The organism is Janthinobacterium sp. BJB426, from assembly GCF_002735705.1.
Classification (GTDB): Bacteria; Pseudomonadota; Gammaproteobacteria; order Burkholderiales; family Burkholderiaceae_D; genus Janthinobacterium.
Genome location: NZ_PDZL01000012.1, coordinates 13,775 through 25,684 on the forward strand (window position 1 = coordinate 13,775; position 11,910 = coordinate 25,684).

The 11,910-nt window shown below is 60.8% G+C and carries 9 protein-coding genes and 1 pseudogene; 4 read left to right on the forward strand and 6 right to left on the reverse strand.

Features of this window, described 5'->3' with window-relative positions:
• Window positions 1–30 precede the first annotated feature (30 nt).
• From CSQ93_RS18570 to CSQ93_RS18580, 3 genes are read left to right on the forward strand one after another with little or no spacing between them, the layout of a single operon-like run.
• Entirely contained in the window at window positions 31–1,740 is a 1,710-nt protein-coding gene (locus tag CSQ93_RS18570; protein ID WP_233516248.1) for a bifunctional metallophosphatase/5'-nucleotidase, read from the forward strand.
• 18 nt (window positions 1,741–1,758) lie between these two features.
• Window positions 1,759–2,988 carry a phospholipase D-like domain-containing protein gene (locus tag CSQ93_RS18575; protein ID WP_099379309.1) on the forward strand — a complete coding sequence of 410 codons (1,230 nt, stop codon included), beginning with the start codon at window positions 1,759–1,761 and terminating at the stop codon, window positions 2,986–2,988.
• An 8-nt stretch (window positions 2,989–2,996) separates the two neighbouring features.
• Window positions 2,997–4,067, forward strand: a complete 1,071-nt coding sequence (locus tag CSQ93_RS18580; RefSeq protein ID WP_099379411.1) for a S1/P1 nuclease — start codon at window positions 2,997–2,999, stop codon at window positions 4,065–4,067.
• A 49-nt stretch (window positions 4,068–4,116) separates the two neighbouring features.
• On the opposite strand, the gene CSQ93_RS18585 is transcribed toward CSQ93_RS18580, so the two are convergent.
• Window positions 4,117–4,881 (reverse strand): DeoR/GlpR family DNA-binding transcription regulator, encoded by a 765-nt coding sequence (locus CSQ93_RS18585; RefSeq protein ID WP_099379310.1) that lies wholly within the window; start codon window positions 4,879–4,881, stop codon window positions 4,117–4,119.
• A gap of 75 nt (window positions 4,882–4,956) precedes the next feature.
• Here CSQ93_RS18585 and CSQ93_RS29520 point away from each other — a divergent pair.
• Window positions 4,957–5,541, forward strand: a pseudogene (locus tag CSQ93_RS29520) (NUDIX domain-containing protein); the annotation flags it as partial.
• A 420-nt stretch (window positions 5,542–5,961) separates the two neighbouring features.
• Here CSQ93_RS29520 and CSQ93_RS18595 read toward each other — a convergent pair.
• The 5 genes from CSQ93_RS18595 to CSQ93_RS18615 all read right to left on the reverse strand — a co-directional run bounded on the left by CSQ93_RS18595 (window position 5,962) and on the right by CSQ93_RS18615 (window position 11,910).
• Window positions 5,962–6,933, reverse strand: a complete 972-nt coding sequence (locus tag CSQ93_RS18595; protein WP_099379312.1) for an ABC transporter permease — start codon at window positions 6,931–6,933, stop codon at window positions 5,962–5,964.
• A 4-nt stretch (window positions 6,934–6,937) separates the two neighbouring features.
• Entirely contained in the window at window positions 6,938–8,017 is a 1,080-nt protein-coding gene (locus CSQ93_RS18600; RefSeq protein WP_035824975.1) for an ABC transporter permease, read from the reverse strand.
• A complete protein-coding gene (locus CSQ93_RS18605; RefSeq protein WP_035824977.1) occupies window positions 8,014–9,543 on the reverse strand; it encodes an ABC transporter ATP-binding protein in 1,530 nt (509 codons plus the stop codon). Before CSQ93_RS18605 ends, CSQ93_RS18600 begins: the two co-directional genes overlap by 4 nt.
• An 81-nt stretch (window positions 9,544–9,624) precedes the next feature.
• Complete coding sequence (locus CSQ93_RS18610; RefSeq protein ID WP_035824980.1) at window positions 9,625–10,620, reverse strand: BMP family lipoprotein; 996 nt, start codon at window positions 10,618–10,620, stop codon at window positions 9,625–9,627.
• A 387-nt stretch (window positions 10,621–11,007) separates the two neighbouring features.
• Complete coding sequence (locus CSQ93_RS18615; protein ID WP_077400023.1) at window positions 11,008–11,910, reverse strand: LysR family transcriptional regulator; 903 nt, start codon at window positions 11,908–11,910, stop codon at window positions 11,008–11,010.

Genomic DNA, 11,910 nt, shown 5'->3' on the forward strand with positions numbered 1-11,910 from the left:
ACCCTTTCTCTTTTTTGACATATCGATTCCATGGCTCACTTCTTACGCACCCAGGTCGCCAGCGCGGCCCTGATTCTCATCCTGTCCGGCTGCAGCAATTTAGCGTCCGCGCCACAGCTTGCGCCGAACGGCCCGATTGAAGTGAACCTGGTTGCCTTGAATGATTTTCATGGCAACCTCGACCGCAGCAAATTTACCTACACGAGCGCCGCCGATGCCGAGCGCAGGACGGTGCAGGCGGGTGGCATCGATACCTTGTCCGGCGCCTTGACGGCGTGGCGGCGCGAAGACGCGCAGCTGATTTTTGTCGGCAATGGCGACCTGGTCGGTGCCAGCCCCGCCATGTCGGCGCTGTGGGCGGACGAGCCGAGCATCGTCGCCATGAACATGCTGGGCATGAAGGCCAGTTCCGTCGGCAACCATGAGTTTGACCAGGGCAAGGCGGAATTGCTGCGCCAGCAGCGCGGCGGCTGCGAATCGTCGCGCGCCGACAAGGCGTGCAAATTCACGCCGGACTTCAAGGGTGCCAGCTACACCTATATGGCGGCCAATGTCATCGATACGCAAACGGGCAAGTCCCTGCTGCCGGCCTACCGCATCGAAGAGGTGCATGGCGTCAAGGTGGGCCTGATTGGTGCCGTATTGAAAGATACGCCGTCCGTGGTGACGGCCGCCGGCATTGCCGGCTTGCAGTTCGGTGATGAAGCGGACGCCATCAACGCCACCTTGCCGCAACTGCGCGCGCAAGGCGTGGGCGTGTTCGTCGTGCTGCTGCACCAGGGCGGCGAGACGAAGGAAGCCGTCGACCAGGCCGACTGCAGCCATTTGAAGGGCGAAGTGGTCGACGTGGTGAAACGCCTCGACCCGGCGATTCAGCTGGTCATCAGCGGCCATTCGCACCAGGGTTATCTGTGCCGTGTCGATGGCCGCCTCGTGACGCAAGCACAGATGGGTGGACACATGTTGACGCGCATCAAGCTCAAGGTTGATCCCGTCAAGAATGCCGTCGTCGATGCCAGCGCGCAAAACGTCGTCATGCTGCCAGGCATGTATGAGCCGGACCCGGCCGTCGCAGCCTACCTGGAATCGGTCAAGCAGCGCAGTGCTGCGGAATTGTCGCGTCCCGTGGCCGCCATCGCCGTGCCGAACGTGGGCCGCAGCACCAAGGGTGGCGGCGCTTCGCCGTTGGGTGACCTGGTGGCCGACAGCACCCTGTTCGGCGCGCGCGCTGCCGGTGCGCAAATCGGTTTGATGAACAATGGCGGCATCCGCAAGGACCTGGAAGCGGGCGCCGACCTGATGACGAACGTGGGCCAGAACCAGGCAGTTGTCCCATTCGGCAATACGCTGATCGTTGTGAGTCTTTCCGGTGCGCAAATCCGTACCTTGCTCGAACAGCAATGGCCAGGCGCAGAGGCCGGCGAGGGCAATCTGCTGCAAGTGTCCGACGGTTTTACTTATCGCTGGGACAGCACGCAACCGCAAGGCAAGCGCGTGCTGCCAGGCAGCATCATGCTCAACGGCATTCCTCTTGATGACAATCAACAATACAGAGTCGCCGCCAACAGTTTCTTGGCCGGCGGCGGCGACCGCTTCACCGTGCTGGCCGCCGGCACGCGCCGGCTCGACACGGGCGTGCGCGACATCGACGCCTTCAGCAATTACCTGATCGACCGCGCGCGCGCCGGCAAGCCGGCCGGCAGCGCCACGGCGGCCGGCCGCATCGTACGCGTCAAATAATCTTTACAAGGAATAACCATGCGTCGTTTATCTGTTTCCCTGCTCGTCACTACCCTGTTCGCGGGCACGGCCCACGCGGATTTCACCATTCCCGGCTTTGAGCTGGTGCACACCTCGCCCGTGGAAACCACCCTGACGAATCCCGACCTGCGCGAGCCTGTTGCCGTGTGGAGCGAGCTGTTCGACGGGGCAAAAAAAGAGATCGTCATCGCGCAGTTCTATGCTGTCAGCAAACCGGGCACGGCTTTTGAAAAAGTGCTGGCCAGCCTGACGGCCGCCGGCCAGCGCGGCGTGAAAATCCGCTTCCTGCTGGACCAGAAGGGTGTGGGCCTGTCGGAAGCGGCCACCATCGCGCAGATCAAGGCGGTTCCCAACCTGGACTTGCGCCTGATCGATTTCAATAAAGTCACGGGCAACGGCATCGTGCACGCCAAATACCTGGCCGTCGATGGCCAGGTGGCCTACATCGGCAGCCAGAATTTCGACTGGCGCTCGTTCGAGCACATCCATGAGACGGGCTTGAGAATCACGGAGCCCGCCATGGTGAGCCAGGTGCAAGCCATCTTCGAACAGGATTGGCAAGCCCAGGCATTGACGTCGAAAGGCAGCCGCGCCACCGTACTTAACAGCAAGGTGGTGCTGGCCAATTACGCGCAAAACGCTTTCCTGCTGGCCAGCCCGAATGCCTACAACCCGGCTGGCGTGGGCGACTCGGAAACGGGCTTGCCGGCCTTGCTGGCGGAAGCGAAAAACGAAGTGCGCATCCAGTTGCTCGACTACGCGCCGCTGTCCTACGGCCCCAACCGCACGCGGCCGTACTACGCCGTGATCGACAATGCCGTGCGCGCCGCCGCCCAGCGTGGCGTGAAAATCAAGCTGATGGTGTCAAGCTGGAACACGGAAGCGCCGGCCATCGCCTACCTGAAAAGCCTGGCCCTGGTGCCGAACGTGGAAATCCGTATCGTGACGATTCCCGCGGCGTCGACCGGTTTCATCCCGTTCGCGCGCGTGATCCACAGCAAGACCATGACCATCGACGGCAAGCTGGCCTGGGTCGGCACGAGCAACTGGGCGGGCGGTTATTTCGACCTCTCGCGCAACCTGGAAGTGGTGCTGCGCAACGAACAGATGGCGCAGCGCATTGCCGCGCTGCATGAGCAGACGTGGAGCTCGGCGTATGCGCAGCCGATCGACATCAACAAGCAGTATCCGAAGCCGGCCAAGGCCACGCCGCAAGGCAAGGAGTAATAGTGAACATGAAAAAACTGCTGAGCGTGCTGGCGCTGGGCGCCGCTTTCACCTCCGGCAATGTGCTGGCCTGGGGCAACGACGGCCACCGCGCCGTGGGCGCCATCGCCGATCAATTGCTCAAGGACAGTGCGGCCCAGGCGCAAGTGGCCAAATTGCTGCTGCCGGGCGAAAGCCTGGAAAAGATCGCCAACTGGCCCGATTGCGTGAAGGGCACGTATTGCGGCCCGCAAACACCGGAAATGCTGACCTATGTAGCGGCCAATCCCAAGCATGGCGAATACCACTACACGAACGTGCCATTCCAGAACGCGCACTACCATGACCATGGCGTGGGCACGGCCGATGACGATATCGTGCAAACGCTCAAGCAGGCGATCCTGGTGCTGCAAGGCAAGGCTGATGCGGCCAGCAATCCGCACGGCTTCAGCCAGCGCGAAGCGTTGATTTTGATCACGCACCTGGTGGGCGATATCCACCAGCCATTGCATGTGGGCAATGCGTTTCTTGGCAAGGATGGCCAGTTTTTCGTGCCCGCCACGCAGGCGCAGATCGATGACGTCGCCATTTTCAATGCACGCGGCGGCAATGACTTGCTGCTTGACGATGCGAAGATGACGGCGCTGTCGGACGCCGTGATTCCCGCGCCGCTGCCGGCCGAGGATGGCGTGGCCAAGCCTGCCAGCAGCTATCCGAGATCGCCCACCAAGCCCCTGCATTCGTATTGGGATACGACCGTGGTCGATTACGCCATGCGTCGCCTGAGCACGCGCACGCCGCAGCAGTTCGCCCGCACCGTGATCGCCAGCGCGCCGGTAGTGAGCGCCAACAGCGGCGACCCTGCCACCTGGCCGTATCAGTGGGCCGATGCCTCGCTGGCGGCGTCGAAGCTTGCTTTCACGGACGTGGTGGCCGGCCCGGCCATGCAGCAGACGAGTCGCAAGGGCGAGGTCTACAACGTGTGGAATTTGAACGTGCCGGACAATTATCCCGTGCCCAGCTCGGCGCTGGCGAAGCAGCAGCTGATCGAGGGTGGCTATCACTTGGCAGCCGTGCTGCAGGCGATCTGGCCGCAGTAATTTGGCCGCAGTAAGATGTCATTCGAAAGCGGCCTTCGGGCCGCTTTTTTCATGCCAGGGTGATGCTAATTCCCATCTCGCGGTAGGGCGCGAGCAGGGCGTCGTCCACGTCGCGGTGCACGATGATATCGTTGACCTGGCTCAAGGGCGCGATCTGGAACGGCGAGGCCGTGTTGAATTTTTCCGGCGACGCCAGCACGATGGTGCGGCTTGACGCGTCGCTCAGCGCGCGTTTTACGCACGCTTCCTCATAATCCCCGGTGGTGATGCCCGCTTGCGGATGCAGGCTGGACACTCCCATGAAATACAGGTCGGCGCGGATGCGGCCGATGGCTTCCACGGTCGCAGCGCCGACGCCCACGATCGAATGCTTGTACAGGCGCCCGCCCAGCATCAGCACGTCGACGCCGGGGTGATGCACCAGTTCGACGGCAATCGACGGACTGTGCGTGACGATGGTGGCGCGCAAGTCGCGCGGCAACTGGCGTGCCAGCTGCACGGCGGTCGTGCCGCCATCGAGGAACACCACTTGCCCCGTTTGTATCATGGCGCCCGCCGCGCGGCCGATGGCGGGCTTGGCTTCGGGAAAAATCTGTTCGCGTCCCGCAAACGGCGCCAGTGCGGGCGAGCGCGGCAGCAAGGGCAGGGCGCCGCCATGCACGCGCTCCAATAATCCCTCTTTCGCCAGTTCGCGCAGGTCGCGCCGTATCGTGTCTTCCGACAAGCCCAAGGCATCACTGACGGCCTTGGCGACGATCTGGCCTTCGCGCTGGAGCAAGTCCAGCAGGTATTGTTTGCGTTGATGTGTGAGCATGGTTTTTCTTGTATTTTCTTGATATTGCACGAGTTTGCATGATAAAGTCGATACGTGCAAGCACAAGGAGACACTATGCGCGAAGAAAACAGCAAGCAGGAACGGGTCCGTATCCAGGGCGTGCAGACCCTGTCGCATGACTGGTATCTGCTGCAAAAGACCACGTTCGACTATCTGCGCCATGATGGCCAGTGGCAGACGCAGACGCGGGAAACCTATGATCGCGGCGATGGTGCCACCATCCTGCTCTACAACAAAATCCAACGGACTGTGATCCTGATCCGCCAGTTCCGCTTTCCCACCTACCGCGCAGGCCACGATGGTTTCCTCATCGAAGCGGCGGCCGGTTTGCTGGAAGAGGCCAGCGCGGAGCAGCGCATCCGCGCCGAGGTGGAAGAGGAAACCGGTTACCGGGTGGGGCAGGTGCAAAAGATATTCCAGGCTTTCATGAGCCCCGGCTCCGTGACGGAGCGCCTGCATTTCTTTGTTGCCGAATACGATCCGTCCAGCCGTATCGGCGACGGCGGCGGTCTGGCGCACGAGGGAGAAGACATCGAAGTGCTGGAACTGCCCATGGCGCAAGCGCTGCAGATGGTGGCCGATGGCCGCATCTGCGATGGCAAGACCATCATGCTGCTGCAGCATGCGCAATCGCACTTGATGCCGCGCAAACAGGGCATGCAGATCCTCGTTGCCGGCCCCTACCGTTCCGGCACGGGCGACGATCCCGCCCTGATGGCGGCGAATGTGGCAGCCATGCAAGCCGTCTGCCTGCCCCTGTATGCCAGAGGACACATGCCCGTGCTCGGTGAATGGTTGGCCTTGCCCATGCTGGCGCTGGCCGGCTCCACCGGGGTTGGCGATGTAGTGTATGAGGAATTATTTCACGCGCATGCGACGCGTTTATTGAGCCATTGCGATGCCGTGCTGCGCCTCGGCGGCGCGTCGCAGGGCGCCGACCAGATGGTGGAAGTGGCGCGCAGCCTGGGGCTGCCCGTGTTTTTCTCGCTGGACGCAATTCTTTCGGCGTAAAAAAAGCGAAGCCCGCGGGCTTCGCTTTTTGTCAGCGCTCGCTGAAACTTAGCGCGATTTGACGAACGGAATGCCGATAGCTTTTGGCGCGATGGATTTCGCCATCAAGCCTGCCAGCACGATCACGGTGACCACGTACGGCACCATCTGGATCAAGGAGCCGGGGATGCGGCCCACGACGGGCAAGTCCACGCCTTCAATTTGAATCTGGATGGCGGCGAAGAAGCCGAACATCAGACAGCCGAGGAAGGTGTAGACGGGGCGCCAGTTGCCGAACACCATGGCCGTCAGGGCCAGGTAGCCGGCGCCGGCCGACATGTCGCGCAGGAAGAAGCCGCTTTGCACGATGGCAAGATATGCACCCGAGAACGAGCACAGGATGCCGGCCACCAGCATGGCCAGGTAGCGCGTCGTTTCCACGCTCACGCCGGCCGAGTCCGCCGCATGCGGGTTTTCGCCACAGGCGCGCAGGCGCAGGCCGAAGCGCGTGTGGTACAGCAGCCAGTGCACGAGCGGGATCAGCAGGAACGCCACGTAGACGAGGATGGAATGGCCACCGATCAGGTGGGCGTAGACCCAGCCGATGAAGGGGATATGCTCCACGTACTGCGTGCCCGGCAAGACCACGTCGAACAGGCGCGCCGAACCGAGGTCGGGCGTGCGGCCGCCTTGCTGGAAGAAGAATTGCGCCAGCACAAACGTCAGTCCGCTCATGGCGATATTGATCGCCATGCCGGCCACCAGCTGGTTGCCCTTTTGCGTGATGCTGACGTAGGCCTGCAGCAGGGCCAGGGCGACGCAGACGAGCATGCCGGCAGCCATGCCGTAATACGGGTTTTGCGTCGTGTAGGCCACGGCGGCGGAAGCGAAGGCGCTGGCCAGGATCTTGCCTTCCAGGCCGATGTCGATCATGCCGCTGCGTTCGGCAAACAGGCCGGCCATGGCGGCAAAGATCAGGACGGGCGCATTGCGCACGGTCGATACCAGGATGCTGGCGAATTGAAAGTCGTCGAGTGTCATGGTGTTAGCCTTTGGTGCGCTTGAGCAGGGCGGAAATGGCCGGTGCGTAGAAGTTTTCCATGGCGCCGCAGAACAGGATGATCAAGCCCTGGATGAAAATGAAAGTTTCCGTCGGGATATTCGGTTTTTCCAGCGACAGGTCGAAGCCGCCCTGGATCAGCGCGCCGAACAGCACGGCGGACAGGAAGATGCCGACCGGATGCTGGCGACCCATCAGGGCGATGGCGATGCCGATGAAGCCGGCGCCGCCCACAAAGTTGAGCGACAGATAATGCGTCGAACCCATGATGGAATTGACGGAACCGAGGCCCGCCAGCGCGCCCGAGATCAGCATGACGATGATGATCATCTTGCTGATCGACACGCCCGCATAGTGGGCCGCGTGCTTGTTCAGGCCCGTGGCGCGCAGCTTGAAGCCCCACGACGAGCGCCAGACCATCACGCCGTAAATCACCAGCGCGGCGATCGCCAGGATAAAACTGATGTTCAGCGGCGTGTCGCCCAAGGATGGGAACCAGGTGGAGAGGCGCGGCATTTCGCCGCTTTCCGCAAACACGCGGCTGGCCGTGTTCTGTTCGCCCGGCGGAATCAGGTACTTCACGATCACGAAGTTCATCAGGCTGGCGGCGATGAAGTTGAACATGATGGTGGTGACGACGATGTGGCTGCCGCGCTTGGCTTGCAGGTAGCCGGGCAGGAAACCCCACAGCGCGCCGAACAGGGCCGCGCCGATCATGGCCGCCGGAATCAATAGCCAGGCGGGCAGGGTCTGGTCGAAGGCCAGCATGGCCACCGTCAAGCCCAGGCCGCCGATATACATCTGGCCTTCGGAACCGATATTGAACAGCCCGGCCTGCATCGCCACGGAAACCGACAGGCCCGTGAAGATGAAGGTGCTGGCGTAAAACAGGGTGTAGCTCAAGCCTTCCGGATTGAGGATGGCGCTGTGGACGAGGATCGACAGCGATTCGGCCGGGTCTTCGCCCAGCATATAAATCACCAGGGCTGCGACCAGCAAGGCCGACAGCAGGTTTAACATGGGCATGACAAAGGCTGTCGCCCAGCGTGGCAAGTCGTTATTCATGATTTATGCATTCCCCCCATCAACAGACCGATGCGGGTGGTATCGAATTCTTCAATTTTCAGTTCGCCGGTAATGCGTCCGCCGCACATGACGAGAATGCGGTCGGCCAGCGCCCGCACTTCTTCCAGTTCGACGGACACCAGCAGGATCGCCACGCCCGCGTCGCGCAGGGCCAGCAATTGCGTATGGATGCTTTCGATGGTGCCGATGTCGACGCCGCGCGTGGGCTGGCCCACCAGCATCAGTTTCGGCTTGGCCAGCACTTCGCGCGCGATCACCACCTTTTGCTGGTTGCCGCCGGACAACAAACCGATGCGCAAGTCCGGATTGGCCGGGCGCACGTCGAAGGTTTTCAGCAGTTCCGCGCAGCGGGCGCCGATGGCCTTGAAGTTGAACAGGCCCCAGCGGTTTTTCAGGTGATCCTGATAACCGAGGATGGTGTTTTGCATGACGGAGAAATTCTTTACCACGCCATCGCGCAAGCGGTCTTCTGGAATGTGGGCGATGCCCAGCTCGCGGAAGGCCAGCGGCAAGCCGTCGGCATCGTGGCGCTTGGCAAACGGCAAGTCCTTGTCGAGAAAACGCAGCTTGCCGGACGTCGGCAAGCGCATGCCCGAGAGGATTTCCAGCAGCTCGCTCTGGCCATTGCCCGAGACCCCCGCGATGGCGACGATTTCGCCGGCGCGCAAGTTGAAACCGATGTCGGCCAGCAGTTTGACCTGTTGCTCGTCGGCCAGTTGTAGACCGTCCACTTCCAGCACCGTGGCGCCCGGATTGTACGGTGCACGGGGCAAGTGGCTCTGGATGGGGCGGCCGACCATCATGTTGGCCAGTTCCTCTTTCGAGGTGCCGGCCGTCGCCACGGCGCCCACCACCGTGCCGCCGCGCATGACGGTGACGTTGTCGGTGATTTCCAGGATCTCTTGCAGCTTGTGCGTGATCAGGATGATGGTCTTGCCTTGCTCCTTGAACAGGCGCAGGATTTCAAACAGCGACGCCGTTTCCTGGGCCGTCAGCACGGCCGTCGGCTCGTCGAGGATCAGGATATTGGCGCTGCGGTAAATCTGCTTGAGGATTTCCACCCGCTGCTGCGCCCCGACGGAGAGGTCTTCGATCTTTGCCAGCGGGTCGACGTCGAGGCGGTAGCGCGCGCAAATCTCGCGCAATTTCGCTTCCGCTTCCGTGCGGTGGCTGGCCAGGCGAAAACCGCCTTCCGTGCCCAGCATGATATTGTCGAGGACGGTGAAGTTCTCGACCAGCATGAAGTGCTGGTGCACCATGCCGATGCCGAGGTTGATCGCTTCCTGGCTGTTGCGGATAGGCTGTACTTTTCCGTCGAGCAAGATTTCTCCGCCGTCGGCACGGTAATACCCGTACAGGATGCTCATCAAGGTCGATTTGCCGGCGCCGTTTTCCCCCACCAAGCCATGGATACTGCCCTTGGCGATGGAGAAACTGACGTCGGCGTTCGCCTTCACATGTCCAAACTGCTTGGAAATGCTGCGAAATTCTACTGCTGGCTGCATAGGTTCATAACTGGATAGTTTCATGGAAACGCGCCGCGCGGAGACTGGCCCCGGCGGCGCGCTAAAAGATACGGAGAAAAATTAAACCGGGCAGCTGCTGCCGACGCGGTAATCGATCACTTTGATCTTGCCATCGATAATGTCCTTACGCGCACCCAACACGCGCTTTTCGATTTCCGGCGTAATCAGCTTGCGGTTGTTCGCATCGAGCGCCCAATCCACGCCGCCTTCTTTCAAGCCTTTATAGCTGACGCCGCCCTTCCAGGTGCCGTTCTTGACTTGCATGAAGCTGTCGTAGACCGTGTTGTCGACGCGCTTGACCATCGAGGTCAGGATGCTGCCTGGATACAGATGATTCTGGTTCGAATCGACGCCGATAGCCAGCTTGCCTTTTTCCTTGGCCATTTGCAGGGTGCCCATGCCGCTGCCGCCAGCGACGGCGAAGACGACATCGACGCCGCGCTCGAATTGCGAGCGGGCCAGTTCGCCACCCTTGGCCGGGTCATTCCAGGCGCCGGACGTGGTGCCGACCATGTTTTGCGTGATTTCCGTCTTCGGATTGACGGCCTTCGCGCCTTGCGCGTAGCCGCAGGCGAAGTTGCGGATCAATGGAATATCGATGCCGCCGATGAAGCCGACTTTCTTGCTCTTGCTGGCCATGGCTGCAGCCACGCCCACCAGGTAGGAGCCTTCTTCTTCCTTGAAGACGACGGAATTGACATTGCTGCCGGCGGCCTGGCCGTCGATCAGCACGAATTTCACGTTCGGGAATTCCTTGGCGACCTTTTGCACGGCTTGCGTTTGCGCAAAACCGATGGCCGCGATCATGTCGAGTTTCTTGCGGGCCAGGCCACGCATGACTTGTTCAGCCTGCGTATCGCTCGATGCCTGCACTTCGATGAAGGAAATGCCCGTGTCTTTTTTGAAGCGCGAGGCGCCTTCGAAAGCGGATTGGTTGAACGACTTGTCGAACTTGCCGCCCGCGTCATACACGACACCCAGTTTTGGGGTAGCCGCGGACGCTTGAGCAGTCAGAAATACGGCTGCGATCGTCAAACTAAATTGTGTAAGTTTCATGAATTGGCTCCTGGAAGATCGATATTGTATATTTTTTATAGGTGAAACATATAATTTGGGGCCGATTTAGCCTGTTTTTGATGCACGAGGTGATAATTCCTTATCAACATTGCACGGTATTGCACAAGATCATTGCTGGCCTCGGATGCTTTTATGTCGACAATGTGATGCTCATGCAACAGTCGGCCCCGTCTCTTTTATAGGTACAACATCGAAGGGGGCTGCCGGAGCGGGCTGGGATGCGCCGTCAATTGACGGGCAGGGCAAGCACGGAACCGGCGCCACGATGGGCGTCCGAATCACTATGCATCATGCCAGATATGTATGACAAATACGTTTTTGTTTATGTATTTATATGTGGGGCATATAAATAGGTGGCGTAGCAGATCAGGCGGCCGGGGGATTCAAAATATTTAAGAAGGCGCGCACGACGGGCGCGTCGTCCAGCGTGGTGTAGCTGATGTACAGGTTGGCCGACGGTGGATTGGTCTTGATCGGCAGAAACACGACGCCGGGCCAGCCGATACGGCTCGTCGTTTCCGGCACCAGGGTCACGCCCAGGCCCGCGCCGACCATGGCCAGCAGGGTTTGCGGTTCGCTCGCTTCCTGGAAAATCACGGGTTCGAAACCGGCGTTGATGCAGCATTGCACCAGGTAGCGGGGGAACGCGGATTTGTCGAGGTTCAGGGTGAGCATGGGCTCGTGGGCGATGTCGATCAGCTCGATGGACGTGTTTTTCGCCAGCGGATGGTGTTCATTGACGGCCACGCAGACGTTTTCGCGGAAGCACAGTTCTTGGCGCAGATTGTCGTGACGCAAGTCGTCGTCGTTGAGCTTGGGTTCGCGCCAGAAACCGACATCGATTTGCTTGGCGCGCAAGGCTTCGTATTGCACCGTGGGACCGAATTCATGGATGGTCCAGCTGACGCGGGGAAATTTGGTCTGGAATTCTTCCAGCAGGCTGGGGATGGGACCCCACATGGCCGAGCCGACGATGCCCACGCGCAAGCGGCCCACTTCGCCGCGGTCGATCTGGCGGATGGTGTCGATGGTCATGCGCATCTTGGCCAGCAGGTCAGCCGCCTCGTTCATCAGCGCCTTGCCCGCCACGGTCAGCTCGAACGTGCGCGTGGTGCGCGCAAACAGGCGTACGCCCAGTTCGCTTTCCAGTTTCATGATCTGCTGGCTCAAGGGCGGCTGCGAGATATGCAGGCGCTCGGCGGCGCGGCTGAAGCTTTTCTCCTCGGCAACGGCAAGAAAATACTTTAACTGTTTCAGATCGATGGACAT

Bases quoted from the DNA above. Each gene is read 5' to 3' on its own strand.
- CSQ93_RS18610 (WP_035824980.1), bottom strand. From the start codon at position 10,620: ATGAAACTTACACAATTTAGTTTGACGATCGCAGCCGTATTTCTGACT.
- CSQ93_RS18595 (WP_099379312.1), bottom strand. From the start codon at position 6,933: ATGACACTCGACGACTTTCAATTCGCCAGCATCCTGGTATCGACCGTG.
- CSQ93_RS18580 (WP_099379411.1), top strand. From the start codon at position 2,997: ATGAAAAAACTGCTGAGCGTGCTGGCGCTGGGCGCCGCTTTCACCTCC.
- CSQ93_RS18575 (WP_099379309.1), top strand. From the start codon at position 1,759: ATGCGTCGTTTATCTGTTTCCCTGCTCGTCACTACCCTGTTCGCGGGC.
- CSQ93_RS18605 (WP_035824977.1), bottom strand. From the start codon at position 9,543: ATGCAGCCAGCAGTAGAATTTCGCAGCATTTCCAAGCAGTTTGGACAT.
- CSQ93_RS18615 (WP_077400023.1), bottom strand. From the start codon at position 11,910: ATGTCCATCGATCTGAAACAGTTAAAGTATTTTCTTGCCGTTGCCGAG.
- CSQ93_RS18600 (WP_035824975.1), bottom strand. From the start codon at position 8,017: ATGAATAACGACTTGCCACGCTGGGCGACAGCCTTTGTCATGCCCATG.
- CSQ93_RS18585 (WP_099379310.1), bottom strand. From the start codon at position 4,881: ATGCTCACACATCAACGCAAACAATACCTGCTGGACTTGCTCCAGCGC.
- CSQ93_RS18570 (WP_233516248.1), top strand. From the start codon at position 31: ATGGCTCACTTCTTACGCACCCAGGTCGCCAGCGCGGCCCTGATTCTC.